The sequence below is a fragment of the Ignatzschineria sp. F8392 genome, from assembly GCF_002252045.1.
Taxonomy (GTDB): Bacteria; Pseudomonadota; Gammaproteobacteria; order Cardiobacteriales; family Wohlfahrtiimonadaceae; genus Ignatzschineria.
In genome coordinates, this window is record NZ_NEFF01000002.1 from 272,518 (window position 1) to 297,457 (window position 24,940).

The window sequence follows — 24,940 nt, forward strand, 5'->3', positions numbered from 1 at the left end:
TAAATCTTCCTCTTATATTCATTAAACTTAATTCATTGATCGGATCATGCCGTCTAAACGACCTAAAATCGAACCATCAATGACTAAATCATCTATTTTTAAAATAGCACCACCTAACAAGGAAGGCGAAATGGTTTCTGTTAATTCGATCTCTTTATTAAAACGCTTTTGAAGAGCTTTAACAAACATCTCTTTCTGCCCATCCGTTAAGGGATATGCGCTCTGCACTTCAGCCTCAAGAATGTTTCTTTCCGCTAATAAACGCGCTCTGTACTCGTCATAAACAGAAGGCAAAATCCCAAAACGCTTATTTTCACTAATGGTTAGTAAGAAATCATTCTCTTCTTTAGTAAGCTCTCGCTCTAAAATCTTAGCTGATAACTCACCTAAGAATGCTTTTTTCTTTTCGAAACCTAATTCTGGTAAGCCCATCACTTCACGAGTCGCCTCTGTTCCCATTAATAGCTTTAATGAGCTGAGGAAATCCAACCAGTTATCTGCACTTTGCGGATTTTCCTTCGCAATCATAAATACGGCTTCAGCGTAAGGTCTTGCTACTGTTGCTAATTCTGACATATTACTCTTACATCGTTTATTAGTTATCAAAATGCTCTTCAATAGTGAAGAGCAGGCGATTACAGTTGTTTTGCCAACTCTTCTAACATCTTAGCATGAGTCGTCTCATCAACTTCTTTTTCTATGATTTTGCTTGCACCCATAATACTCAAAGCAACTACCTGTTGTCTCAAGCTCTCTTTCACTTGACTCAACTCTGCTTCGATTTTAGCGTGTGCCGCATCAATCTCTCTTTGCCCAACTACCTTGCTCTCTTCTTTAGACTGTGCAATTAAGCTATCCGCTTGAGCTTGTGCTTTACTCACTAGGGTTGCCGCTTCGAGATGAGCTTGCTTAAGAAGACCATCTACTTCAGCTTCAGCCGTAGCTTGTGCTGCAACACTCTCTTCTGCAGCTGCTAAACCTTCAGCAATTTTTGCACGTCTCTCTTCAATCGCTTTGATTAAAGGTGGCCAGATAAACTTCATAACCACCAAAACCAAAATGAAAAAGACGATAAATTGGGCAATCAAGGTTGCGTTAATATTCATTTTACTACCTATCCTTTATATGCCTGTACAACAAATGTCTTTACCACTTAGCTTTAAGTGTAGTGGAATTACGCACCTGCGAATACAGTCATACCGAAGAATACAGCAATACCAACACCGATTAAGAACGCCGCATCAATAAGACCAACAAGGATAAATACTTTTGGTAAAAGTGAATCCATGATTTCTGGTTGTCTTGCTGATGCTTCGATATATTTAGAACCTAACATTGAGATACCTAATGCTGCACCGATTGCACCAAGACCTACGATGATACCACAAGCGATTGCTACTAAACCCATAATATAACTCCTTAAAATAAGATAATACTAACGTTAACAAATAATTATGAAACACAATCTTTCGATTGATTCTTTAATGAGATTCATGCGCTTGACCAAGATAAACAAGTGTCAATGTCATGAAAATATATCCTTGTAAAATAACGATCAAGATATGGAAGATTGCCCATGCCGCTCCCGCAAATACATGAAGACCGATACCCCATAATGTTCCTGTCGCCCCTAATAAAGCGATCAACATGAAGATCAGCTCACCTGCGAACATGTTACCGAAAAGTCGCATACCTAATGAGAAAGCTTTAGAGATGAACTCAACGAGGTTTAACACGAAGTTAGCAGGCGCTAACCAGATACCGAAAGGAGCACAGAAGAGCTCTTTTACAAAGCCCATGCCTTTCGCTTTAATAGAGTAGAAGATCACAACTGCAAGCACTGCTACAGACATACCTAAGGTAGCACTAACATCAGCAGTTGGAAGAATTTTGTGGTAAGGGAGAGAGTCTGAAAGACCTAACACATCAATCATCTTAGGAGCAAGATCGATGGGTAAGAAGTCAAGTGAGTTCATCACAACAATCCAGAGGAACACAGTTAAACCTAACGGAGCTATAAAGCCTTGAGGACCGTTGACTAATGTTCTCGATTGTTTCTCTGCGAACTCTACTAAGATTTCAACAAAAGCTTGGAAGCGTCCTGGTACCCCAGATGTCGCCTTGCGCGACGCAGCCCAAAGAAATAGAACAACAATAATACCACACAAGATTGACCAAAAAACGGTATCGAGGTTAATGAGACCGAAGTTAACAAACTCATGAGCTTCTTGCGGCGTCCCTCTTTGGTTAAGGTTAACGAGATGGTGTCCAATATACGATGCATTTGTTAATTCACTAGCCATAGTTCTCTCTATACAATTACTTTGTCTCTTCTAATAGAAGATATTAACACATATCCAAGGGGAACTTGTGATACGACTATAATCCCAATTAGGAACGCGAATAGATTCGGATCCTTGATCAGCAGAATGCTCACTAAAAAGAGCATTAAGATGATAATTTTATTGAAAAAGACGCCAATCCAGAAGAAAACCTTATGGAATCGCACCATAAACATATTCGCCGCCATAAAAAGATTGGGTATTAACATTGAAATACCCGCTGCAAACAAGGATATCGCCGTCACACCATCATATAAAACCCAAGCTAGTGTAGCTGTTAGGATTAAAACAGCGAGTTGTGCAATCACAATTTTAGGAATCATCAGATCATCGCCTTTAAATTCATGCCAAGATTATAGTCGGCAAGAGGGACTAGGTCAAATTATTCGTAGCGATTTTGTAGCAGCCAAGCGTGGCAATTACAGCTACTGTTTAATTTTCCCTAAAATCCCATCTAGCTCTTCTAGTGAGTTGTAACGAATAACAACTTCCCCTTTTCCCCGATTTTTCTGTTTGATCTCTGTTTGTGCTCCTAAAAATTCACTCAAAGATCGCTCTAAATTGAGGACATCACGATCTTTCTCAGAACGCTTTGTCGGCGCAGCTTCTTCCGATTCGGGGGCTAAAAGCTTCTTAACTAACTGCTCTGTTGCCCGAACGGTCAACTGCTCTTTAATCACTTGCAATGCGACCCTACCCTGCTCACTCTTAGGCAGTGCTAAGAGAGCTCGCGCATGGCCCATATCTAACTTCTGCTCAGCTAATAACGCTTGGACAGAAGCTTCTAACTCTAATAGACGCAAAGAGTTGGTTATCGAGGAGCGAGACTTTCCAATCACCTCCCCTGCCTCTTGATGCGTTAAAGAAAACTCATCGATAAGACGCTTTAGCGCCATCGCTGTTTCAACAGGATTGAGATTCTCTCTTTGAATATTTTCAATAAGCGCAACGGCTAATGCTTCCTGATCGCTCATCGGCTTGAAGATTACCGGAACACTCTTCAATCCTGCTAATTGCGATGCCCGCCATCTTCTCTCCCCAGCAAGAATCTCCACCTCTTTTTGCCCTTCCACTTCACGGACAACAATCGGCTGAATAATTCCTTGCGCTTTAATAGAGGCAGCTAAAGTCTCTAATGCTTCCTGATCAAAGTGACGTCGAGGCTGATACTTACCCGGCGTTAAACGCTCTATCGGTAACTCTCTGATCCCCTCCTGCTCCACTTTTACACTATCCGTTGCAATCTCTGCACCCGTTTGACTTAAGAGCATCTCTAAGCCACGACCTAATCCTCGTTTCTTCACAGCTACCTCTTCTTACTTCTTGAAATCACTTCACGCGCAAGCTCCGTATAAGCCATCGCCCCTTTAGACTTCGCATCATAAACGGTAATCGGCACACCATATCCTGGCGCTTCCGCTAAGCGAACATTTCTTGGAACGATCGCTTCAAACATCTTATCCCCAAAGTGGGCCGCTAAGTTTTCAGAAACCTGAACCGAAAGGGTATTACGTCCATCAAACATCGTTCTTAATACACCCATAATATTGAGATCTGGGTTCGTCGCCTCTTTCACCGTGGAGATCGTATCCATCAATGCTGAGATTCCTTCTAGGGCATAATATTCACACTGAACCGGAATGACGATATCTGTTGCGGCAGTGAGCGCATTGAGCGTTAACATATTGAGAGAGGGCGCACAATCTAAGACGATATAGTCGAAATTACTTCCGATCGGCGCTAAGATCTCTTTCAATTTATAGATGCCATTTTGAGCTTGTGCCAACATCACCTCAGCTCCTGTCAAATCAGCATTCGCACCAATTAGACGCAAACCTGCTTTATCAAGATCTAAGATAACATCGGCAATGGATGCTTCACCTAAAAGAAGATCAACAACACTATGTTCTAATTCATTCTTATTGACCCCAATACCTGTAGTGGCATTCCCTTGAGGATCGAGATCGATTAAGAGCACATTAGGCCTCATTTTGCTCTCTGTTAAACTTGAGGCAAGATTAACTGCGGTGGTTGTTTTACCAACCCCCCCTTTCTGATTCGCTACTGCAATAATTGTTGCCAACGGAGATTCCTACCTTTCCAAATTAATCGTCAAATTATATCAAATAACTATTTCGATAGAACTATTTCGATAAAAGTATCAGATGCCGCTCCTCATTTAAGCCCGGCACCTTCAACTCCACAACCTCCTGAGTGGGAAAATCCACAACATCTTCCCATTCAGAATAGATCACTTTTCCTTTCATAGCGACCATCATACCCTCCTCTTTAAGAAGATGCTGAGACCACTTCACCATATCATTGCCACTTGCAAATGCACGCGAAAGCACACCATCAAACTTCGTTTCCGGTTGATAATCCTGAACTCGAGAGGTAATAACAGTCACATTAGGAAGGCCGATCTCAATCTTCATCTGCTGAATAAAGCGTGTCCGCTTCGTTGCACTGTCTAGTAGCGTAAATTGAAAATCGGGCATCACAATAGAGAGGGGGATTCCTGGCAATCCAGCACCTGTTCCAACATCGATCAAAGATGCAGAGTGAAAACGCTGACGCAATTCCGGCACCAAGACTAATGAGTCGAGAAGATGCTTAATAATCATCTCCTCAGGATCGGTGATCGCAGTTAAATTATAAGCTCTATTCCACAACAACATACCTTGCAAATATTGTGTTAACTTCCCACAAGCGTCATCATCGATTGGAAATGGGAGTTGGTCGAGCGCAATTCTCACCTCATTTTTGACAATATTATCAATATTATTCATCTCAACCTTTATGCTTTCGCGACCTCTTTAGGCAAAGGATAGATTCTAACACGACTACCTTTTGCCGTTGCCTGATTCTCCTTCATCTCAATTAAACAATTTGCATAACTCAGACCACTTAACATGGCGGAGCCTTGTAGCCCCACATTATCAACGAAATATTCGCCCCGCTCATCTTGGTAATAATTTCCGCGAAGGAACTCTCTGCGAGGCTGGATACGGTCACTCCCAAAATTGATCGTCGCCATAAGTTGAGGCAATTGTGGAGAGAGCCCCATCAATGCCTTAATAGCAGGATACGCGAGCAGGTAGAAGGTGGCATATGCTGACACAGGATTCCCCGGCAACATAATAATATGACATTGACCAATTCGCCCCCAACCAAAAGGCTTGCCAGGTTTGATCGCTAACTTCCACATGTGCAATTCACCAAGTTCTGTTATCGCTTTAGCAACAAAATCTGCCTCCCCAACAGAAGCGCCACCACTTAAGATAATCAGATCATTCTCTTTAGCTGCACCTGATAGTGCCGTGAGTACCGCATCATATTGATCCTTTAAGATTCCACCATCTTTAGCTTTAGCAAGCGATGAAACCCAGGCGAGAAGTTGATAGCGATTAGCATCATAAATCTCACTGCCGGAGATCTCTTCCCATGGCTCTTTAAGCTCATTACCCGTTGAGAAGATCGTAACACGAAGATCATGATAGACCTCAACCTCCCAAACACCCTGTGATGCCAGCAGTGCAATTGCCGCAGGATCGAGAACATGTCCTGCATGAAAAAGGATATCGCCCTTCTTAATCTCCTCCCCACAATAGCGAATATTTTGCCCTTTTGGACAATCTTCGGTGAGGTAGAGTTGATCACCTTCTACCTTTGTAATCTCTTGCATTACAACAGTAGTCGTATTCCCTGGAGTCTTTGCTCCCGTAAAGATCCTTGCAGCCTCTCCTTCCTGAAGCGAAAAGTTAACATCATCACCCGCCATAATGCGCTCAACAATCTTAAACTCATTACGACCACCAGAAAAATCACAAAGTGCGTAGCCATCCATCGCACTATTATCAAATTGAGGCGTATCATAATTTGCCACAACATCTTGCGCGAGTTTACAACCATATGCTTGAGCAAGGGTTACACGATGCGCTGTTCGCTCTAATGTCATACCTGCTAACAACTCTCTTAATGCCACATCATAATTCTTCATGATTCTTCCTCTCTAACGCTTCTAGATCCTGCGGTTGATTACAATTAACAAACGCAGACTCATCATCAAAATAGATAGGCGCAGCTGATAACTGCTTCAGCAACGCTCGAATTCTTAAATCCCCTGCCTCAAGCAGCGATTCTACAACTTGTAAATCTTCTCCTAAAGCTTGCAGATAGAGATAGTGCTCCCGTTCTCTTGTTGCGGGATAGGCCGCCTTAATCTCTAAATTATCTTCCTGCAACTTTGATAAACCACCTCTCAAGCGACAGACTAAATCGATCGGGATAAAGGGGCCATCACAACTGACAATCTGTACCCGTTGATTCTCCTCTAAATAGGGAAGTAGGGAGGCGATACCTGCCAAAGGTCCTAATCCTCGCCACTTTGGATCATCAGAGATAATCGGCAACCCCAATGTTCGATAGCGATCTAGATCTCGATTGGCAGAGAGATAGAGCTGATCAACTTGTGGAGCGATTCGATCAATAACATGTTCTACTAACCGACGCCCTTGTAATGAAAGGAGCCCTTTATTTTGGTAGCCCATTCGCCGGCCTTCACCCCCCGCAAGAATTAAGCCTACGATTTTTTGCGCCACTTCGCTAACTCCTGCCAACGGGATAAGATCTCTTGATCACTCTTTTTTGCCTCAACCCAATAAGATCGACCATCGACAAGATACTCTTTCTTCCAAAATGGTGCTTCTGTTTTTAGATAATCCATAATGAATTCTGCCGCTAAAAATGCATCGAGGCGATGTTTTGCCGTAACTATTAGAAGAACAATCGGATCATCAGAGAGAAGCTCCCCCACTCGATGAACAACACGGCATCCGGCTATATTCCAGTGACTCTGAGCGATCTCAATAATACGGATAATCTCTCTCTCTGTTACTTCCGGAAAATGCTCTAGTTCCATCTTCGCTAAGGGAGTCGCTTGATCAAACTCTCGCACCATACCCTGAAAAAGCACCAATGCGCCGGCATCTCCTGATGCTGCGATCAAGGCAGCACTCTCTCTCTCTAAATCAAAGGCTTCACGTTGAACAGTGACTGAAATAGTCATTATTAACCTCCTGTTACCGGGGGTAAAAGCGCAATACGATCACCCGAACTGATCTCTGTAGGCGCAAAAGTCATCTCCTCATTGACAACCACTCGAAAGATATTCTCCGGCGCTAACGCTTTTGCCCAAAGATCCCCACGTTCGCGCAACTGCGTCAATAGTGCTTCAGTATCGCCGCCGGTCCAAGTGATCTGCTCTTCAGTCAGCTGTAAAAGATCTTTTAAATTCCCAAAGTAAGTTACTGTAATCATGACCTATCCCTTATTCTAATTATCTAGTAATTTGTAATGTGACTTGTAATTTGATTTGCAATATGATTTGTGATTTATTAATAATCATTAACAGCTATTAATAGCTTATAAATGATCCTTATAAAGGAGCTATTAATCTATCAAAAATTCTCAATAAGCTTTCAAATCAATCCCTTTCAAAATCACCCCTAATTGAGCAAACGATCCTAAGCCTTCCGATGACGTCGCCCCCCTTTACGCCTTAAAATACCCCCCTCAATTCCAAACAGCAAGGAGATCAGGTAGAAGAAGGCTAGAACAATAATAATCATCGGCCCCGAAGCAATATCATAGTGAACTGAAGCAACTAACCCTAAATATGCACCGATAGCCCCTAGCGAGATAGCTATCAGAAGCACCACCTCCATACGATTACTCCATAAACGCGCAGAGATAGCAGGAATCATCATCATGCCAACCGTCATCAATGTTCCTAAGACCTGAAATGAAGCGACAAGATTGAGGACAACCAAAAAGAGAAAAAGCGCATAGTAGAAGAGTCCACCGGCACTCTTTAACTTCAGATAGAGAGGGTCAATAATATAGAGCAGAAGCGCCCGATAGATAATAGAGAGTAGAAGTAACGTCGTCAAAAGCACGCCCCATACAAGATAGAGCGATGATGCATCTACCGCTAAGACAGAACCAAAAAGAATGTGCATCAAATCAGCTTGTGAGCCAATCTCCATAATGAGAACAACACCGATTGCTAACGATAACAGGTAGAGCGCAGCGAAGCTCGCATCCTCTTTTAAATTAGTATAGCTAGAGATAATAGAGGCAATAATTGCTATCAAGACTCCCGCTATAACACCGCCAATACTCATAGCATAGATATTAAATCCAAAAAAGAGAAAAGCGATTGCAATCCCCGGCAAAACACCGTGACTGAGCGCATCTCCCACCAAGCTCATTCTATTGAGTAGGAGGAAGACGCCCACCAGACCTGATGAGACGGAGATCATCAATGATGCTGCAAGCGCTCTTCGAAGAAATGGAAGATCAACAAAGGGGTCGATAAAAATGAGATTCAATAGATCGATCATTAGTTATGCCTCACACCAAGAGTCACTCTCCCATCCGAGAGAGACCGATTCCGCTTTAAGAAGATTCTCTTCCGTTAAAACCTCTCGGCTAGCACCAAAAGCGATCTTCTCCCGCGCCAAAAGAAGCGTATTACTAAAGTATTGTCGCGCCAAATGAAGATCATGAAGAACGGCAATTACGGTCTTTCCCTCAGCTTCCCAGCGCTGTATAAGATAACAAAGCTCCTGCGTAGTTCTCGCATCCATCGCATTGAATGGCTCATCTAGAAGAATTAGATCTGCACCTTCAACAACAATCCGCGCAAAGAGCGCTTTCTGAAACTGCCCGCCGGAGAGAGAATCGATACTACGCTCACCAAAATTCTCAAGCCCAACAAACTCAAGTGCAGCAAAGACACGTTGGTGAATATCAGAAGAGAGCCGTCGAAAGAGCCCAACCTGGTTGAGCGCTCCGGCACTGACTAATTCAAAGAGCGTTAAAGGGAGATCACGACGAATATGGGAGATCTGAGATAGATAACTGACTCGCAATGTTTCACTGCGGGTAATCACCCCTTCCGAATAGGGCACGAGCCCCATAATTGCCTTCAGTAAAGTACTCTTTCCTGCACCATTAGGTCCCACAATAGCGCAACTCTGCCCTAACGGAAATTGAGCTGTTAAGTGATGAACAACAGGATGCGCCTTATAACTCACCGTTAAGTTGGAAATCTCTAATGCTCTCATCTATATCCTTAAATTCTTTAAAGTCAGAATCGTGAGGTTGATCCACAAGCATAATTTTACTACGCCTACTACGCTCACTCTCATCAAAAAATGGATCAACCATCGATTATTCTGCAAGAGTCTATCATACCGCAAAATCGATTTTCCCACCTCTTCTCCCACAAATTTTCATCTATTTTCAAAAAAAGAATCTCTTTGTCTATCTCAATCTCGAATCTCCTTCTACTTCATGCGATAATAGATAGCGATACATAGATAGATATATGGTCGAAATTACCGCAGATAGAGAGATCCGTAATAAATATGAGTAATCCTAAAAAAATTGAAGCTAAATTTGCGCATGCTAGCCAAGTTCCTCAATATTATCTTCCATTTTTAAAAAATGGAGGGTTCTTCTTTAATACCGACTATCCATTTAAACTCGATGATCTTATTATCTTAGAGATCACCCTTCCCGATGGCGATCCGACACCTATCAAAACAGAAGGTCGAGTAGCTTTTGTCACCCCAAAAAGCGCTAAATCTATTCACCATATTACAGATCATCAAGGAATTGGCGTTGCGATTGAAAAAGAGCATAACTTACTCCAAACAAGAATCAATGCACTATTGAGAATGCATGCAGCGACGACACGTTAATCTCTCTATCTCAAACTTGAGCTTGCTACATAAACTCAATACCCTTATCGATTTCAGTACCATCATCAACTAATCATTAGATTAATAGAATCAATAAAATCAATAGAAGATAATCATGTTAAATATCGCAGATACGACCCACTTTATCGATTCACACTGTCATCTCGACATGGTGGAGCTCTCCGCTTATGATAATGACTTTCAAAAGCTTATTACCGCTATTAAAGAGAATCATGTCACCCAGATGCTCTGTGTTAGCGTTGATCTTGAACGCTGGGATGCTATGGCGCAATTAGTTGCCCCTTATGAGGAGATTTTCCTTTCGGTAGGGATTCATCCTGGTGCTGTACCGGCAAAAATTATCGCCTCCATGGAGAACTTCAGACTGATGTTGGAAAATCCCAAGGTGATTGCCATCGGTGAAACTGGGCTCGATTACCACTACTCCGTTGAGCATAAGCTAGAGCAACAAGCCTCCTTCATTACTCAAATCGATATTGCGAAAGAGACTCAAAAACCACTTATTATACATACGCGCGATGCACGCCAAGATACTATCAATATCTTAACCCATGAAGAGGCTCGTGATGCCGGCGGTATCTTTCACTGCTTTACAGAAGATTGGGAGATGGCTAAAAAAGGTTTAGATCTTGGATTCTATCTCTCATTTAGTGGCATTATCACCTTTAGAAATGCAGAAGAGCTACGGGAAGTGGTGGCAAAAGCACCGCTTGATCGCATACTCATTGAGACTGACTCCCCCTATCTCACCCCCGTCCCCTATCGCGGAAAGGCAAACCATCCTGGACTTGTTCCCTTTGTAGCGAAAACGATCGCAGAGGTAAAGGGTATCTCCATCGATGAGGTCGCACAAATCACAACGCAAAACTTTCGCACGCTCTTCTCTCAACATTAATGATCAATACTTTTGTACCACCTGTTACTTGAGGCCAACATGAAAAACTCCATTGGTAAAATTGCTGTTTTTGGCGACATTATGATTGACAGCTATTGGATCGGCTCTACAAATCGAATATCACCAGAGTCTCCCGTTCCTGTCGTCAATATCAACCATACTGAAAACCGTTTAGGCGGCGCGGCCAACGTGGCCCTTAATATCAGTAAAATGGAGTGCCCTGTAACCCTATCAGGATTAGTCGGTGTCGATGGTAATGCAAAGGAACTTCAAGAGCTCTGTCACCAACACCACATCACAACTCAATTTGTAGCGGAAGCAAGCTTCCCAACAATTAAGAAGCTTCGTATTATCAGTCGTCAACAACATATTGTTCGCTGCGACTTTGAAGAGGCACCAGATCTTACACCGGCACTTACCGCCAAAATTACCCAATCGCTCAAAACAACGATTGATGAAAATGATCTCATCGTCCTATCTGATTACAACAAAGGGTTTCTCTCGGATCCTCAAGCGCTTATCCAGCACGCACGAGCCCAGGGAAAATTTGTGATTATCGATCCCAAAGGAGACGACTTCTCCAAATATCGAGGCGCTTCTCTCTTAACCCCTAATACTAGCGAATTTGAGATCGTTGCTGGCAAGTGTCGTGATGAAGCTGAGCTCTTTGCTAAGGCGGAAAAACTTCGCATTGAGCTCGATCTTGAAGCGCTATTGATCACCCGTAGCGAAAAGGGGATGACCCTCTTTGAACGTGACAAAGAGCCGGTAACATTCTCAGCAAAAGCGCAAGATGTCTTTGATGTTACAGGTGCCGGCGATACTGTTATTGCAATGATCGCAACTCAACTAGCAAAAGGAACCCCCCTCCCCCAAGCTTGTAAAATAGCCAATATTGCCGCATCTATTGTGGTTGGAAAGATGGGCGCCTCCTATGTTACTCAAGAGGAGCTCGACTATGAGCTTGGTCAATCAGATCGTCCACACAACCTCGTTCTATCAAAAGAAGCGCTACTTCATGAAGTCAAACGCGCTAAGATGAATAATGAGACCATCGTGATGACCAATGGCTGCTTCGATCTTCTTCATCGTGGGCATGTTAAGTATCTTGAAGAAGCGAGTAAGCTAGGACATCATCTTATTGTTGCCCTCAATTCCGATGCATCTGTTAAGCGCTTAAAAGGAGATCTTCGCCCCATTATGGATGAAAAGAGCCGAGCAACAGTACTCGCCTCCCTCTCTTCTGTCGCCTGGGTAACGCTCTTTGATGAGGATACTCCTGAGGCGCTGATTCGTGAGGTACTCCCTGATGTTCTCGTAAAGGGGAGTGACTATCGTGTAGAAGAGATCGCCGGCGCTGACGCTGTCATTAATAATGGTGGTCGCGTCGAGCTGATCGATTTTATCGATGGGTACTCAACAAGCAGTGCCATTGAAAAGATTATCGCCTCTCAACAATAGGCGCAACAATCGCCGCCACAATCATTGTTGAGTTAGTTTTGATATTTATTTTGATATTTATACCAACTGTTTAACATTTTTTAATAATTTTCAGTAACTTTTAGTATTTAACAAGCGATCCCAAAACACTTAAATGTAATTTTTGTGATAATTTTGTGGCATAATTAATACTTAAATGTAATATTATAGCCCTCCCGTAGATAAGGACTTTATAAAATGGATGAGAACAAACGCAAAGCCCTCCAAGCTGCCTTAGGGCAGATTGACCGTCAATTTGGGAAAGGCTCAGTTATGCGCCTCGGAGATCAGCAGACTCCTACCAATATTATCCCTGTCTCTACCGGTTCAATCGGTCTAGATATTGCATTAGGCATTGGAGGCTTACCACGAGGCCGTATCGTTGAGATTTATGGTCCAGAGTCATCTGGTAAAACAACACTTACACTACATGTTATCGCTGAAGCGCAAAAAGCTGGTGGAACCGCTGCATTTATCGATGCTGAACATGCACTCGATCCCACATATGCCGCAAAACTGGGAGTCGATGTTGAGAATCTCTATATCTCTCAACCAGACAATGGAGAGCAAGCGCTCGAAATTACCGATACATTAGTACGCTCTGGCGCAATCGATATCGTTGTTGTTGACTCCGTTGCAGCCCTCACCCCTAAAGCAGAGATTGAGGGGGAGATGGGAGATTCTCATATGGGGCTTCAGGCACGTTTAATGAGCCAAGCATTGAGAAAACTCACTGCCAATATTCAAAAATCAAATACACTTGTTATCTTCATCAACCAAATTCGCATGAAGATCGGCGTGATGTTTGGTAACCCCGAAACAACAACGGGTGGAAATGCGCTTAAATTCTACTCTTCAGTCCGTCTCGATATTCGCAGAACAGGTGCTGTGAAGAAAGGCGATGAGGTCATTGGTGCAGATACGCGTGTTCGTGTTGTTAAAAATAAGGTCTCCCCACCTTTTAGAGAGGCGAAATTTGAGATCATGTATGGCGCCGGCATTGATACACTAGGCGAAGTGATTGATCTTGGGGTTGATGCCGGAATTGTCGATAAAGCGGGAGCCTGGTATAGCTATGGTGACACCCGTCTTGGGCAGGGTAAAGAGAACTCAAAACAGTATCTTCGTGAAAATGAAGCAACTGCTAAAGAGATAGAGCAAAAAGTGCGTGAACACTTCCTTAATACTAGCGCACCCCTTGCCGGCTCACTCGATGACAAAGAGGAAGATCTCCTCTCAATCGATGAAGAGTAGATTTAAAATCTCTAATCATTCATCTAATCAGTGAATTGATCAATGAAAATAGCTTCCTAAATGGAAGCTATTTTATTTTTTAGCACAATTATGTCAATCTTATCGCTCTACAACCACATTTTTATTCCATTTTATTACTTCTGGTTTTATTATTTCTAACCGTATCTAACCGTATCTAACCGTATCTAACTATACCTTATACCAACTTTATGGTTTTCAGTTTATAGTTTTGATTATTGAACGATGTAAAAGGCCTTCTATGTCAGACAATCACGCTTTTGAGTTTATCCCTGCCACAATGGTCACCATTACAGAGCACCAGGAGACACAACGCTTAGATAACTTTCTTCTTACCTACTTCAAACAACTCCCTAAAAGCAGAATCTATCAGATGATTCGCAAGGGAGAGGTACGTATTAATAAAGGGCGAGCAAAGCCAACAACTCGTTTAAAAGCAGGGGATCAATTGCGTCTACCCCCGGTGAAGATAGAAAAGAGCATAAAAATCACTATTCCGCCAGAAGCTTGGCAGCAAGTAACGCAGAGCATTCTCTTTGAAAACGAAGATCTTCTTATTATCGATAAACCGACAAAATTAGCGGTACATGCCGGCTCCCATATCCCTTATGGCATTATTGAGATTCTTAAAAATTATGGAGAAAGTGATTATTATGAGCTTGTTCAAAGATTAGATAGAGAGACTAGTGGTCTTTTAATGATTGCGAAAAATGGCAAAAGTTTAAGAGCTTTACAGGAGAGTGATATTCTTCGCGAATACCATCTTTTAGTGGAAGGTCGCTGGTCTGATCAGCATCCCGAAACGCTCACTGTAACAGCTCCCTTAGATACAGAAAATCGCCAACAAGGAGAGCGACACGTCATTGTCTCTCCCGATGGAAAAGTGGCAGTTACCCATTTTAAGCTCCTCCATGAAGGAGATAAAATCTCTCTTTTAAAAGCACGACTTGAGACAGGTAGAACGCATCAGATTCGCGTCCATAGCGCACACCTCGGCACTCCTCTGTTAGGCGATAATCGCTACAACTCAGACTCAAAATTAAAGGAGAAATCTCCCCGCTTAGCCCTCCATTGTCAACATCTCCAGTTCACACTAAGTGGAAAGAGATACCAATTTGAAAGCCCAATTCCTCAAGATCTTAAAGCAATTTTCAAGAAGATAGAGAAGAGAGATATCGGTCTATAAAGCGATAAAGGGAAGATAAACGGCGAAATTTAGACAAAGATCAGGTAAAATGACGCTGTTTATGACCTTAATTCATTCTAAAAGAGAAGACGGCCCTATTCACAATGGAACAGAAAATCGATACCTTTGAGCTCCCGATTCGGGTCTACTATGAAGATACAGATGCCGGCGGAATCGTCTATCACTCGACCTATCTTAACTTTATGGAGCGAGCACGAACAGAATGGCTGATGGCTAAAGGAGTTAATCTCAATACCCATGCGGCAACTGCCAATGAGATGTTTGTTGTTCGCAAGCTTGAGATTGAATATCTACAGCCGGCCTACCTCTGTGACGATCTCATTGTAAGATCCTCCATTATTAAGCGCAGTAGAACACGAGCGCTATTTGAACAATTAATTGTGCGTAATGATGAGATTTTAACAAGAGGCGTTGTTGAAATTGTCGCACTTGACGTTGAGTCTCGACGCCCTAAAGCCCTTCCCAAATTCTTTTAATTCAGGAGTTGTACGATGTCCTCTGATTTACAATTTTGGCATTTAATTGCCGGCGCAAGCTTCCCTGTGAAGATTATTATGTTGATTCTGGCAATCATGTTGATTATTGCCATCTTCTTAATCTGGAAAAAATATATCTCTATAAAACTGTCAAAGCATCGTGTAAATCAATTTGAACGCGTCTTCTGGTCTGGGGCTGACATCAATCAATTGGCCTCTGAGGCGATCAAAAAAGGAAAGAATTGCCGCGATTTAGAGAAGGTTTTTCTCTCAGGATTTCAAGAGTTTTCACGCTTACGTGGCTATGCGAACTACTCGCCTGACTTTATTGTTTCAAGTGTCAAGAATGCAATGTTCGCCGAAACACAAAGAGAAGAGACTATTATCCAAAAATTTCTCTCATGGCTTGCAACGATCGGTTCAGTGGCGCCCTATATCGGACTTTTAGGAACCGTTATCGGCGTTATGAACTCCTTTAGTGCATTAGGAACCGTAAAACAGGTCACACTTGCACAGGTCGCGCCGGGGATATCAGAGGCTCTCGTTGCTACCGCTATCGGTCTTCTAGCTGCGATACCTGCAGTAATGGCTTATAACAAATTCAGTAATGATATCAACAACCTTATGACTCGTTATGATAGCTTTATCGATGAGTTTGCCAATATCTTAGCGCGCCAATATGTGCAGATGTCACAGAAAGTAGCGCCGCAACACTATTCATAATCTATCGAACTTACTTAGGGAAATATCGTTATGAGACGACGTAAACGGATCAACAAACTCTCTTCAGACATGAATATTGTCCCCTATGTCGATGTTATGTTTGTTCTACTCACTATCTTTATGGTCACGGCAACAACTATCTCCGTCGGAATTGATGTTGATCCACCACAGATGGAGTCGAGCCAAGCAGTTGCTGTTGAAGGGGAGGAGATGATGGTGATCTCTGTCGACGCAACGGGATCATTCTTCTTCAATCTTGCGGATAATCCCAATATTGCCCTTCCAGAAGGGGAGATTGAGGTTTTAGCTCGCAATATTTTTGCAGAGAACAATAATATACAGGCATTAGTTAAAGGGGATAAAAATGCCCCTTACGGTCGTATCATTGATGCTATGGGATTGCTTCAAGGCGTCACCAATAAAAATGTCCAACTCATGACTGCCCCGACAGAGTAGGCGATTGTGCTTAGAAAGGAGTAGATCATTATGAATCGCGAAACACAAGATAAGATTATCAATATCAGTAGCGCGCTCTTAACAGGGCTTGTTATCGCTATTGTTGGCTACTTCTCATTCTCTTCATTTCAGAAGATACAGATGGCTAGCATCGATGATCCTTCCCTTAAAGTGAGTGATGAGAATCGTATTGCCAAATCTGAGAGAATCGATACCGAAGAGGTGATCGAAGAGATGAATCGAATTGCCGAAGCACAGCGACTCGAAAAAGAGCGTCTTGAGGCAGAGAAACGGGCAAAAGAAGAGGCTGAAAGAAGACGAATAGAGGCGGAAAAACGAGCTGCTCAAAAAGCTGCTGAAGAGAAAGCTGCTCGTGAAAAGGCTGAAAAAGAGCGTATAGAGGCAGAGAAACGCGCGGCCCAGAAGGCTGAAGCAGAGAGAGTTGCCCGAGAAAAAGCGGAAAAAGAACGTGTCATCGCAGAAAAAAAAGCTGCTGAAGAGCGCGCAAAACAGGAAAAGATTGCTGCAGAGAAGAAGGCAGCTGCCGAAAAAGCAGCTAAAGAGAAGAGATTAGCAGAAGAGAAACAGGCAAAAGAGGCTGCGGAAAAGGCAGCAAAAGAACAAGCAGAAAAGGAGCGTCTCGCTAAAGAAAAAGCAGAGAAAGAACGCGCGGAAAAAGAGCGTTTAGCTAAAGAGAAGGCGGCTGCCGAGAAGCGAGCAGCTGAAGAGAAGGCCGCAGCAGAACGAAAGGCTGCAGAAGCAAAAGCGGCAGAAGAAGCAACAAGAATTGCAGCAGCACTCAATAATGATTACTTCGCTAAGGTTCACTCCTATCTCTATGCGCTTTGGATTACACCTCCAGGCAGTTATGGGCTAACAACAACCATCCAATTTAAAGTTAAAGAGGATGGCACCATTATTGGCACTCCGGTTGTGACGAAATCGAGCGGAAATGAGGAGTTTGATAATAGCGTCTTTGTGGCGATCTTAAGCGCCGATAAAGTCCCCATGCCAGAGGATCCTATTGTGCGAAAATATCTAGCCAAAGAGGGTTTTGAGATTAGATTCCGCCCAACAAACTAAGAACAACCCTGAACCTAGAGCAATAAAGCAAGATAATCAAGCACACCGAATAAGTGTTATGATTGCAGTATCAGCAATACCTCAATTGATAAGGAGAGAATAGATGATAAAAGTATGGGATCTACCCACGCGCCTCTTTCACTGGATATTAGCGCTGGCGGTATTAGTGTGCGTCTACACATCATATAACTTTTCAGATTATTATGATTTAAGCTTTTTAGGCAGTTATTCTGCAATGGCAATTCATCAATATGCCGGCACTCTAATTCTTGCTCTGCTCATATTTCGCCTTATTTGGGGTATTATCGGCGCAACAACGGCTCGCTTTAGCAACTTTATTCGCGGCCCATTCCATATCGCGCAATACCTTAAAAAATCAGTGACACCAACTGAGGGGCACAATCCTTTAGGGGCATTGATGGTTGTAGCACTAATTTTACTACTGCTCATTCAAGTTATCACCGGTCTCTTCTTAGAAGATAACACCTACATGTTTGCAAACGCGCCATTAGCTAAATTAGCCGATAGCGATATGAGAAGTAATATGATCGCCATCCATAGCAATGGTCGCGCAGTTCTCTTATGGTTTATTGGTCTTCATATCACCGCAGTCTTTGCTTACCTAATTATCAAACGCCAAAATCTTATTCGCACCATGATTACCGGTACACGCGATCGATCTGCGGCTCATACCCCAAATCCAGAATCGATCAAAGCAGATCGCCCTCTCATTGGCATTGCATTGATGATAATTATTATTGCCTTAACCTTTTACCTACTCTTTTAATTATGCATAAACAACCTAAAAGCCTCTTTCTCAATTCTGTAGCACAGAGGCTCCTCTATGCGGTGATTCTCCTAATTCCATTAACCGCCCTGCTCTATTGGGCATTGCAATAGAAGAGAATATCGAGAGAAATGATCAGAAAAGAGCTATTAAGAGTCGATAAGAACCGATAAAACTCATAAAACCAATAAAAAAGAGCGATCAATGGATCGCTCTTTTATTCTTTGTTCTTGGCGCTTTGTCATCACCGCTACTTTAAGAGTGTTTTTTTTAGCTGCTCGGTATCAACTTTCAAAACCTTTTCAACATAAGGGACTGCACCCCCATAGTTCTCCACTAATGTCCTATCTAAGACATCGAGATATTCAGGAGCGACATAGCGAATCTTCTTAAAGAGCGCTTCAAGCTCTTCACTAATAGTCAGATGATGCCCTGCCTGACGGCGATTCTCTCTAAAGAGCTGATGGAGCGCCTCCGCATAGCGATTAGATTCTAAATAGTTTTCCATAATGTCATCATAAGGAACGCCTAATACAGAGAGAATCAGATAGCTCATCACCCCAGTACGATCTTTACCGGCACTACAGTGATAAACAACTTTCTCATTAGCCAATATCGCCTCAAAAACCGTCTTAAACTGCACCGCACCGCAGGTTGGAAACTCTCGGTACATCTTTTCAAAAAGTCGCCCAATATCTTCCGATTTTAGCTCACTCAACGCAGAGATCTGATCAGGACTGAAGAAGTTACCAACATCGATCGGCTTCGCCTGATAATCGATAGAATCGAGAATCATCTTAATTCCCTCACCCTGCTTCTCTCCCTCGAGTCGAAAATCAACCACGACATCAGGAGCTAGCGACTGGAGTAGATCCATATCATGAGGGGTTGCAAAATCGAGCAGAGCACTACGATAGATCCGCCCATCCTTGATGGTAGCGTTTTCCGCAGTCTTCAATCCGGTAAAACTTCTAAAGTTTACAATTTTTTCAAAATTAAATAGTTGACCCATCGATTAAAACCCTTATACTCTATAACCCTTAATTAACAGACCTTTTCAGTAGATCATCTATCCTACCATGTTTTCGATTTGGCAGGATAATCCACCAACAAATGAATCATTTTTAATCAGCTGTTGCTTTTTAGAAACTTCCCCTGTATCATTTGTCTTCTACTGAGTTACACCTAATGCCTGGGTGGCGAAATTGGTAGACGCAGCAGACTTAAAATCTGCCGACCCTTATACGGTCGTGCCGGTTCGATTCCGGCCCTAGGCACCATTACAAAGTCTCAAAGCCTGCTAAATAGCGGGCTTTTTGCTGTCTGGGATTCGATTTACTCCAACTTTTGCTCCAATTAAACACAATATTATAAGATTAAAATTTATCTTTAAACAGAAGAGTAAACTCAATAACTATAAGCAAAATAGCACTTTGAAAAAATTTGCTTACCATTACACTGGTAGTAAAAACTAGACTTAATTTTCTTTTTACCTTAGGGGTAACAAGTTAACTTAAAAAGAAAATACCTCACTTTGATAGAAACCAAAAAGGATTATCGTAGACACGTACCTCTTAACAGCAAAGCTATTCATTTACTACAGATAATGAATCCTAAAAAATCAGGCGATGTCTTTGGCATAGATGCAGATACTGTCTCGACTCTTTTAGAAGAAGTGTTAAGAAATTCAAAATAGAGAATCTAAGATTTCATGATACAAGGCATGAAGCTTGCACAAGACTTGCTCTACTAATATCTCTTTTAGATTTAGCTAACTAAGATGATTGACCATAGAGGTATTAAATCTTTGATGATTTATTATGATGCTACACCAACTGAAATTACTAATAGGCTTGGATAGGGTATTCCTTTAATAAAATAATGAGAAAGTCTTGGACATCAATATATAAAGATGCCTCAAAGCGGGTATTTTTGCACACTATACTCCTTAAATTTAGTCTCCACTCTATTTTTCCCAAACGTTGCTTCAACCTCATTAGTTATAAGTATAACAAGCTCTTTTGAAGATCTTGTCAAAGCAACATACAAGTGATTTAAAGTTCTATTCTTAGTCTTTTTCTCTTTAGAAAAATAAGGATAAAGGGCTGAGGATAGAATAAATAAACAGCGATCTCCTTCTAGTCCCTTTATCCTTTCAATAGAGGAAACATTCCTTACCGAAGATACTCCTTTACATCTATGTTTTCTAATCTCTTCTATAACACCGGATAGTTGCGCATATTCTTTTTTAGATAGTTTAGATATATTTAAAATCTTGCAAAGAAATCTAGCAACTTCCCGTACTTCTTTTTCTGCATATTCCCTTATAATTTTCTTACTTAAAACCCAAGAAAAAAGTTTAATCTGTTGTTCATCATCAAGATTTAAATATTGCTCGATCAACGCTCTTAAATCTATTTCTAATCGGACCTCTCCTTGAGAATTTCGTTCTTTCAAAGCAGTTTCATAACGCTGATCCTTACGCTGATAAATATATTGATAATCCCAATTATCTTGATTAAAAAAAGAGTTCTCAACCTCAGACTCAAAAATATAAAAAACCTCCCCTGCTTTTTCCTCATGTATTATTTGTGCTTCTTTTTTTGGAATAAATAAACTGGATAGATCTACATGGCTTTTTGGAGAGCGATAGTTCTTCTCTATATATTCAACATTTTCTTGAAAGTCCGCTATAAGTTTTGCAAATTGTTTTTTTCCCCTCAAGTCTTGCTTAGGATCGCCTATTAGATGCAAATATATCTCAGCCTCATTTAAAGCCTCAAATATTTGCCTCATATTCTCATCCATATCTTGAGCTTCATCTACAAAAATCGAATCTATATTTTTCTGTAATACTTTTAAAATAATAGCTCTTCTATCCTTATGAATTTTCAGATCTGTAGACCTTTTATCAACTACCCATTTCGCTATTTCAGAAACTTTATCTACATGTAAAATGCCTTTCTTCCTTAATTCTGAAATTTGATAATTACGGAACTTAGGATCGTTGCCTAAAAAAGCTAATGTTAATTGCGTATAATGTTCATTAAACAGTAAGTTACTATACGGCTTAATTAACTCTCTATATAAAAATACATGTATCGTTTCCACGTATAAGTACGTAGGTATCTCACCATTCAGCTCAACAATTTTTTCTTTAATACTATCTCTAGAATTATTTGTATAAGTAACTACATAAATAATTTTCTTCTCTTCCACTTCCTTGTAGCGAGCTAATACATCTCCAGCCATTCTAGTCGTTTTACCTGCCCCTGCCCCAGCAACTATAATTTTCATTTCTTACCACCATTCAGTAAAAAATCAATAGCTTTCTGAATATGACTAGGTAACTTAATTCCTTCTAGATCACCAGTTCCAAAGTCTAAACAAAATTTAAACATTGTATCTGCCTTAGCTGAACGCCACTGCTTATCTAAATCTTCTTCCGTTTCAATATCGCTCCACCCATGCTCCTTCTCAAAATAAGACTTAAGTTTGGGGAAATTGTCTTCCGTTTTAATAAATTCAGGCTCTAATGTATATTCTGTTGTTGTCTCAACACAAATATTGTCATATTGGTTATATGCATGATGCTCATCCATTGCCCTACTTTGATTATCATAATCCCTAATAATCGCTATCTTATTGGATCCCTCTTTATTAACTTTTAGCCATAAATCAAGCATTTTCTTAAAACCTTTATGAAGAGACAATACATTTATCTCATTCAATTTATCTGTCTGAGAATTCAGATATGATTTAATTAACAGCTCTTCAGATGGCCCTTCAACTAAAATACATTTTTTAGAAAAAAGGAACTCTAGAAGTTCTTGGTTAGGCTTCCGCCCAAGGTAATTAAGCTCCTCAGCATCATATTCCTTCTTTAAGGAATAGGCTTGACCATGCGTAACAACAACAATATTTTCTAAAGAAAGTTTATTCAATAATTTAGGGCTATGAGTAGATATAAAAATTTGTAGCTTTTTATTAGATTCGCCCTCAGCTAAAAATGCATTTATATAGCTAGAAAACAAGTGGATATTACTAACTGATAAATGAGCCTCCGGCTCCTCCAAAGTTAACACATTTAAAGCTTCAGCTGATTTTTCTAATGATGCAATCATTAGAAAAATATATATTAAATTTCTCTGCCCCAATCCTTGTGTATGGAGATATTCATCGCCTATTCCTAAACTAACATTGTTCAGTAACGATTTCATATTAGGCATATTCGGTAATAATTTTATTTCGTTAAATATATCCTTTATATTTTCGACATGCTCTCGATTAGAAAAATCAACAATCTCATTCAATGATCCTAGTTGATTTACTCCATCAAAAAACTTCTTATAAGCTTTCTCTATTAGTAATTTTTTATCATCAGGTAACCTCCCCTCCAAAAGATTAACTAATGCCCTTGATCCTAGCTGATTACCATTCATTGAAAAATTATCTCTTTCTGCTTCTAGTGAATTATATTTAAAATAATGCAGATCTGCATATGAAACATTTTCCTGAGTTGAAGTCACTCGTATAAAGTAATTATAAAAATTCATAGGTAATAAGTTCATTTTGAATTCTTCAAATACAAAATTGTTCATATTGAAAATCTTATTCAAATGCTCAAGCAGTGACCCTGCATTTTCTACTTCATATCGATACTCTATTCCATAAAGAATGCTTTCCGAACCAACCAAAATTTCATTTCCAAAATTTTTTAAATAATACTCATCAAATAGGTCACTAGGTTCAAATATCAACTCAACAGAAACATAAGGAAGCTTCTCTTTAAAGTCATCAACTTTTAAATTACCTTTTTTTATTTCCTCTTGTTCTTCATACAAAAATTTAAAATATTCTTTCTTAGCATTATCATTGATATCTTGCCAGCCAAGTCTTTTTACTTGTTGCCCAATTTCATCATTACCTAATGGTAAAGTTAACGCTTTTAAAATATTACTTTTTCCGCTATTATTCTCACCTACAAAAACAGTCATTTGACTCAGTGGAATATCAATACTTTCTATATTTCTAAAATTTTTAATTTTAACATTTGAAATAATCATAAAAATTCTCATTAAGTTTGATTAAAAATAGATGATACTAAATTTAATTAGGATTATATTAACTTATTCTTTCCTGAGTTCTTCTATAGTTGAAATTAGGTAAATTACTAAGCCCTCTAATTATTTAACTGTATGCTTAAGGATTTCTTATGAAGCTCCCCATCTATCAAATAAATATTGAAGAGGATTTGTAATCCCCCCTAAAAATAATACCGACTATAACGTAGAATTTTCTCGTATTATTTACTTAGGAGAAATTAACTATGAAAAATCAAAATTCACAGACACACAAACCATGTCAATCTTAAAGCAGAATGAATCAGGCGTGAAAGTGACCGATTTATGTCGAGAACATGGGATTAGTTCGGCAACATTTTATAAGTAGCGTTCAAAATATGGGGGTATGGATGCCTCGATGATTACTCGCTTAAAAGAGCTAGAAGCTGAAAATGCAAGGCTCAAAAAAATGTATGCTGAAGAGTGTTTAAAGTCCCGTATCCGCCAAGAAGCTTTAGAGGGAAAGTGGTAAAGCCATCTCAACGAAAAGAGATGGCTAAAGCTGTTTTAAAGACTCAGGATATCTCCATCCGTTTGGTTTGTGAAATATTTGGAATTAGCAAAACGGCTTTTCACTATCAGGCCAAAGCCTCTTCTGAAAACAGGCTCATTGAAACTTGGTTGCTGAAGTTAACTAAAGCTCATAAGCGTTGGGGATTTGGTTTATGTTTTGATTATTTGAGAAATATTCAAAAGTTCCGATGGAATCATAAACGAGTTTTAAGAGTTTATCGGGAATTAGAGCTTAATCTCAGAATTAAACCCAAACAACGAATCATCAGAAATCGTCCCGAAGCATTGGGATTAGCGACAGATATTAATCAAATATGGTCGATGGATTTTATATCTGATAGCTTGCAAAATGGACGTTATTTCCGAACTTTTAATGTGATTGATGATTACAATCGAGAAGGTCTTTGCGTAGATATTGATTTTAGTTTACCGACAGAAAAAGTGATTCGCTCCTTAGAAAGAATTATTGAGTGGAGAGGAAAGCCTGCAGCGATTCGATGTGATAATGGCCCTGAATATATCAGTCAGAAATTAATTGGGCTAATTCAAAGAAGATCACTCTGATCTATACTCAACCGGGGAAACCCACACAAAATGCTTATATTGAGCGATTTAACCGCACCGTAAGAGAGGAGTTACTATCGAATTATCTCTTTGAAACAATCAACGAAGCACAAATTTACTCCACTAAATGGCTATGGAGTTATAATAATGAAAGACCCCATTCCGCCATTGGATCTGTGCCACCGTGTCAACTTTAATAAACCAAGAGAAACCTTCTACTTTTAAATAGC

At 40.6% G+C, this 24,940-nt stretch carries 27 protein-coding genes, 1 tRNA gene and 1 pseudogene; 12 read left to right on the forward strand and 17 right to left on the reverse strand.

The features are described 5' to 3' along the window. Window positions 1-27 precede the first annotated feature (27 nt). The 14 genes from B9T19_RS05440 to B9T19_RS05505 form a co-directional block, all read right to left on the reverse strand. Window positions 28-576 carry a F0F1 ATP synthase subunit delta gene (locus tag B9T19_RS05440; RefSeq protein ID WP_094567586.1) on the reverse strand — a complete coding sequence of 183 codons (549 nt, stop codon included), beginning with the start codon at window positions 574-576 and terminating at the stop codon, window positions 28-30. Window positions 577-635: 59 nt separating this feature from the next. Then, window positions 636-1,106 carry a F0F1 ATP synthase subunit B gene (locus B9T19_RS05445; protein ID WP_094567587.1) on the reverse strand — a complete coding sequence of 157 codons (471 nt, stop codon included), beginning with the start codon at window positions 1,104-1,106 and terminating at the stop codon, window positions 636-638. A gap of 68 nt (window positions 1,107-1,174) precedes the next feature. Continuing rightward, entirely contained in the window at window positions 1,175-1,408 is a 234-nt protein-coding gene (gene atpE, locus B9T19_RS05450) for a F0F1 ATP synthase subunit C (protein WP_094567588.1), read from the reverse strand. A 73-nt stretch (window positions 1,409-1,481) separates the two neighbouring features. Beyond that, a complete protein-coding gene (gene atpB, locus B9T19_RS05455) occupies window positions 1,482-2,303 on the reverse strand; it encodes a F0F1 ATP synthase subunit A (protein WP_094567589.1) in 822 nt (273 codons plus the stop codon). A gap of 8 nt (window positions 2,304-2,311) precedes the next feature. Further along, a complete protein-coding gene (locus B9T19_RS05460; RefSeq protein ID WP_094567590.1) occupies window positions 2,312-2,665 on the reverse strand; it encodes an ATP synthase subunit I in 354 nt (117 codons plus the stop codon). Between the two features lie 102 nt (window positions 2,666-2,767). Next, the gene (locus B9T19_RS05465; RefSeq protein WP_094567707.1) at window positions 2,768-3,613 is read right to left on the reverse strand and encodes a ParB/RepB/Spo0J family partition protein; all 846 of its coding nucleotides are present in this window, start codon (window positions 3,611-3,613) and stop codon (window positions 2,768-2,770) included. Between the two features lie 35 nt (window positions 3,614-3,648). Then, a complete protein-coding gene (locus B9T19_RS05470) occupies window positions 3,649-4,425 on the reverse strand; it encodes a ParA family protein (protein ID WP_094567591.1) in 777 nt (258 codons plus the stop codon). A 61-nt stretch (window positions 4,426-4,486) separates the two neighbouring features. Next, the gene (gene rsmG, locus B9T19_RS05475; RefSeq protein ID WP_094567592.1) at window positions 4,487-5,131 is read right to left on the reverse strand and encodes a 16S rRNA (guanine(527)-N(7))-methyltransferase RsmG; all 645 of its coding nucleotides are present in this window, start codon (window positions 5,129-5,131) and stop codon (window positions 4,487-4,489) included. A gap of 8 nt (window positions 5,132-5,139) precedes the next feature. Continuing rightward, a complete protein-coding gene (gene glp / locus B9T19_RS05480) occupies window positions 5,140-6,342 on the reverse strand; it encodes a gephyrin-like molybdotransferase Glp (protein WP_094567593.1) in 1,203 nt (400 codons plus the stop codon). Further along, window positions 6,329-6,943 (reverse strand): molybdenum cofactor guanylyltransferase, encoded by a 615-nt coding sequence (locus B9T19_RS05485; protein WP_094567594.1) that lies wholly within the window; start codon window positions 6,941-6,943, stop codon window positions 6,329-6,331. Before B9T19_RS05485 ends, glp begins: the two co-directional genes overlap by 14 nt. Further along, entirely contained in the window at window positions 6,925-7,410 is a 486-nt protein-coding gene (locus B9T19_RS05490) for a molybdenum cofactor biosynthesis protein MoaE (protein WP_094567595.1), read from the reverse strand. The genes B9T19_RS05485 and B9T19_RS05490 overlap by 19 nt, the downstream gene beginning before the upstream one ends. 2 nt (window positions 7,411-7,412) lie before the next feature. After that, window positions 7,413-7,661, reverse strand: coding sequence for a MoaD/ThiS family protein (locus tag B9T19_RS05495; RefSeq protein WP_094567596.1), 249 nt, complete (start codon window positions 7,659-7,661; stop codon window positions 7,413-7,415). 206 nt (window positions 7,662-7,867) lie between these two features. Then, complete coding sequence (locus B9T19_RS05500; RefSeq protein ID WP_198959052.1) at window positions 7,868-8,746, reverse strand: metal ABC transporter permease; 879 nt, start codon at window positions 8,744-8,746, stop codon at window positions 7,868-7,870. Between the two features lie 3 nt (window positions 8,747-8,749). Next, window positions 8,750-9,472, reverse strand: a complete 723-nt coding sequence (locus tag B9T19_RS05505) for a metal ABC transporter ATP-binding protein (RefSeq protein ID WP_094567597.1) — start codon at window positions 9,470-9,472, stop codon at window positions 8,750-8,752. 303 nt (window positions 9,473-9,775) lie between these two features. On the opposite strand from B9T19_RS05505, the gene B9T19_RS05510 reads away from it, so the two are divergent. From B9T19_RS05510 to B9T19_RS05555, 10 genes are all read left to right on the forward strand, one after another. Then, the gene (locus B9T19_RS05510; RefSeq protein WP_094567598.1) at window positions 9,776-10,111 is read left to right on the forward strand and encodes a hypothetical protein; all 336 of its coding nucleotides are present in this window, start codon (window positions 9,776-9,778) and stop codon (window positions 10,109-10,111) included. 115 nt (window positions 10,112-10,226) lie between these two features. After that, window positions 10,227-11,027: a TatD family hydrolase gene (locus B9T19_RS05515; protein WP_094567599.1), complete on the forward strand. Its 801-nt coding sequence runs from the start codon at window positions 10,227-10,229 to the stop codon at window positions 11,025-11,027. A gap of 39 nt (window positions 11,028-11,066) precedes the next feature. Beyond that, a complete protein-coding gene (hldE, locus tag B9T19_RS05520; protein ID WP_233146800.1) occupies window positions 11,067-12,488 on the forward strand; it encodes a bifunctional D-glycero-beta-D-manno-heptose-7-phosphate kinase/D-glycero-beta-D-manno-heptose 1-phosphate adenylyltransferase HldE in 1,422 nt (473 codons plus the stop codon). 216 nt (window positions 12,489-12,704) lie between these two features. Then, window positions 12,705-13,760, forward strand: a complete 1,056-nt coding sequence (recA, locus tag B9T19_RS05525; protein ID WP_094567600.1) for a recombinase RecA — start codon at window positions 12,705-12,707, stop codon at window positions 13,758-13,760. Window positions 13,761-14,019: 259 nt separating this feature from the next. Further along, on the forward strand, window positions 14,020-14,964 hold the full coding sequence (locus tag B9T19_RS05530; protein WP_094567601.1) for an RluA family pseudouridine synthase: 945 nt from the start codon (window positions 14,020-14,022) through the stop codon (window positions 14,962-14,964). Window positions 14,965-15,068: 104 nt separating this feature from the next. Continuing rightward, window positions 15,069-15,461: a tol-pal system-associated acyl-CoA thioesterase gene (ybgC, locus tag B9T19_RS05535; protein ID WP_094567602.1), complete on the forward strand. Its 393-nt coding sequence runs from the start codon at window positions 15,069-15,071 to the stop codon at window positions 15,459-15,461. A gap of 15 nt (window positions 15,462-15,476) precedes the next feature. Beyond that, window positions 15,477-16,184, forward strand: a complete 708-nt coding sequence (gene tolQ / locus B9T19_RS05540; protein ID WP_094567603.1) for a protein TolQ — start codon at window positions 15,477-15,479, stop codon at window positions 16,182-16,184. Window positions 16,185-16,214: 30 nt separating this feature from the next. Further along, window positions 16,215-16,640, forward strand: a complete 426-nt coding sequence (locus B9T19_RS05545) for a biopolymer transporter ExbD (protein WP_094567604.1) — start codon at window positions 16,215-16,217, stop codon at window positions 16,638-16,640. A 30-nt stretch (window positions 16,641-16,670) separates the two neighbouring features. Next, the gene (gene tolA / locus B9T19_RS05550) at window positions 16,671-17,723 is read left to right on the forward strand and encodes a cell envelope integrity protein TolA (RefSeq protein WP_094567605.1); all 1,053 of its coding nucleotides are present in this window, start codon (window positions 16,671-16,673) and stop codon (window positions 17,721-17,723) included. Between the two features lie 103 nt (window positions 17,724-17,826). Next, complete coding sequence (locus B9T19_RS05555) at window positions 17,827-18,510, forward strand: cytochrome b/b6 domain-containing protein (protein WP_094567606.1); 684 nt, start codon at window positions 17,827-17,829, stop codon at window positions 18,508-18,510. 250 nt (window positions 18,511-18,760) lie between these two features. Here the strand turns inward: B9T19_RS05555 and B9T19_RS05560 are convergent, their stop codons facing one another. Next, on the reverse strand, window positions 18,761-19,522 hold the full coding sequence (locus B9T19_RS05560; protein WP_094567607.1) for a tyrosine-protein phosphatase: 762 nt from the start codon (window positions 19,520-19,522) through the stop codon (window positions 18,761-18,763). A 178-nt stretch (window positions 19,523-19,700) separates the two neighbouring features. On the opposite strand from B9T19_RS05560, the gene B9T19_RS05565 reads away from it, so the two are divergent. Next, window positions 19,701-19,790: transfer RNA gene (locus B9T19_RS05565), tRNA-Leu, on the forward strand. Window positions 19,791-20,427: 637 nt separating this feature from the next. Here the strand turns inward: B9T19_RS05565 and B9T19_RS05570 are convergent. After that, window positions 20,428-21,807, reverse strand: a complete 1,380-nt coding sequence (locus B9T19_RS05570; RefSeq protein WP_094567608.1) for a UvrD-helicase domain-containing protein — start codon at window positions 21,805-21,807, stop codon at window positions 20,428-20,430. Beyond that, complete coding sequence (locus B9T19_RS05575; protein ID WP_094567609.1) at window positions 21,804-23,576, reverse strand: ATP-dependent endonuclease; 1,773 nt, start codon at window positions 23,574-23,576, stop codon at window positions 21,804-21,806. Before B9T19_RS05575 ends, B9T19_RS05570 begins: the two co-directional genes overlap by 4 nt. Window positions 23,577-23,871: 295 nt before the next feature. On the opposite strand from B9T19_RS05575, the pseudogene B9T19_RS05580 reads away from it, so the two are divergent. Continuing rightward, window positions 23,872-24,907 (forward strand): annotated as a pseudogene (locus B9T19_RS05580) (IS3 family transposase). The last annotated feature ends 33 nt before the right edge of the window (window positions 24,908-24,940 follow it).

Coding starts and splice junctions, on each gene's coding strand:
- B9T19_RS05440 (WP_094567586.1), bottom strand. CDS start 576: ATGTCAGAATTAGCAACAGTAGCAAGACCTTACGCTGAAGCCGTATTT.
- B9T19_RS05445 (WP_094567587.1), bottom strand. CDS start 1,106: ATGAATATTAACGCAACCTTGATTGCCCAATTTATCGTCTTTTTCATT.
- atpE (WP_094567588.1), bottom strand. CDS start 1,408: ATGGGTTTAGTAGCAATCGCTTGTGGTATCATCGTAGGTCTTGGTGCA.
- atpB (WP_094567589.1), bottom strand. CDS start 2,303: ATGGCTAGTGAATTAACAAATGCATCGTATATTGGACACCATCTCGTT.
- B9T19_RS05460 (WP_094567590.1), bottom strand. CDS start 2,665: ATGATTCCTAAAATTGTGATTGCACAACTCGCTGTTTTAATCCTAACA.
- B9T19_RS05465 (WP_094567707.1), bottom strand. CDS start 3,613: ATGCTCTTAAGTCAAACGGGTGCAGAGATTGCAACGGATAGTGTAAAA.
- rsmG (WP_094567592.1), bottom strand. CDS start 5,131: ATGAATAATATTGATAATATTGTCAAAAATGAGGTGAGAATTGCGCTC.
- glp (WP_094567593.1), bottom strand. CDS start 6,342: ATGAAGAATTATGATGTGGCATTAAGAGAGTTGTTAGCAGGTATGACA.
- B9T19_RS05490 (WP_094567595.1), bottom strand. CDS start 7,410: ATGACTATTTCAGTCACTGTTCAACGTGAAGCCTTTGATTTAGAGAGA.
- B9T19_RS05495 (WP_094567596.1), bottom strand. CDS start 7,661: ATGATTACAGTAACTTACTTTGGGAATTTAAAAGATCTTTTACAGCTG.
- B9T19_RS05500 (WP_198959052.1), bottom strand. CDS start 8,746: ATGATCGATCTATTGAATCTCATTTTTATCGACCCCTTTGTTGATCTT.
- B9T19_RS05505 (WP_094567597.1), bottom strand. CDS start 9,472: ATGAGAGCATTAGAGATTTCCAACTTAACGGTGAGTTATAAGGCGCAT.
- B9T19_RS05510 (WP_094567598.1), top strand. CDS start 9,776: ATGAGTAATCCTAAAAAAATTGAAGCTAAATTTGCGCATGCTAGCCAA.
- B9T19_RS05515 (WP_094567599.1), top strand. CDS start 10,227: ATGTTAAATATCGCAGATACGACCCACTTTATCGATTCACACTGTCAT.
- hldE (WP_233146800.1), top strand. CDS start 11,067: ATGAAAAACTCCATTGGTAAAATTGCTGTTTTTGGCGACATTATGATT.
- recA (WP_094567600.1), top strand. CDS start 12,705: ATGGATGAGAACAAACGCAAAGCCCTCCAAGCTGCCTTAGGGCAGATT.
- B9T19_RS05530 (WP_094567601.1), top strand. CDS start 14,020: ATGTCAGACAATCACGCTTTTGAGTTTATCCCTGCCACAATGGTCACC.
- ybgC (WP_094567602.1), top strand. CDS start 15,069: ATGGAACAGAAAATCGATACCTTTGAGCTCCCGATTCGGGTCTACTAT.
- tolQ (WP_094567603.1), top strand. CDS start 15,477: ATGTCCTCTGATTTACAATTTTGGCATTTAATTGCCGGCGCAAGCTTC.
- B9T19_RS05545 (WP_094567604.1), top strand. CDS start 16,215: ATGAGACGACGTAAACGGATCAACAAACTCTCTTCAGACATGAATATT.
- tolA (WP_094567605.1), top strand. CDS start 16,671: ATGAATCGCGAAACACAAGATAAGATTATCAATATCAGTAGCGCGCTC.
- B9T19_RS05555 (WP_094567606.1), top strand. CDS start 17,827: ATGATAAAAGTATGGGATCTACCCACGCGCCTCTTTCACTGGATATTA.
- B9T19_RS05560 (WP_094567607.1), bottom strand. CDS start 19,522: ATGGGTCAACTATTTAATTTTGAAAAAATTGTAAACTTTAGAAGTTTT.
- B9T19_RS05570 (WP_094567608.1), bottom strand. CDS start 21,807: ATGAAAATTATAGTTGCTGGGGCAGGGGCAGGTAAAACGACTAGAATG.
- B9T19_RS05575 (WP_094567609.1), bottom strand. CDS start 23,576: ATGATTATTTCAAATGTTAAAATTAAAAATTTTAGAAATATAGAAAGT.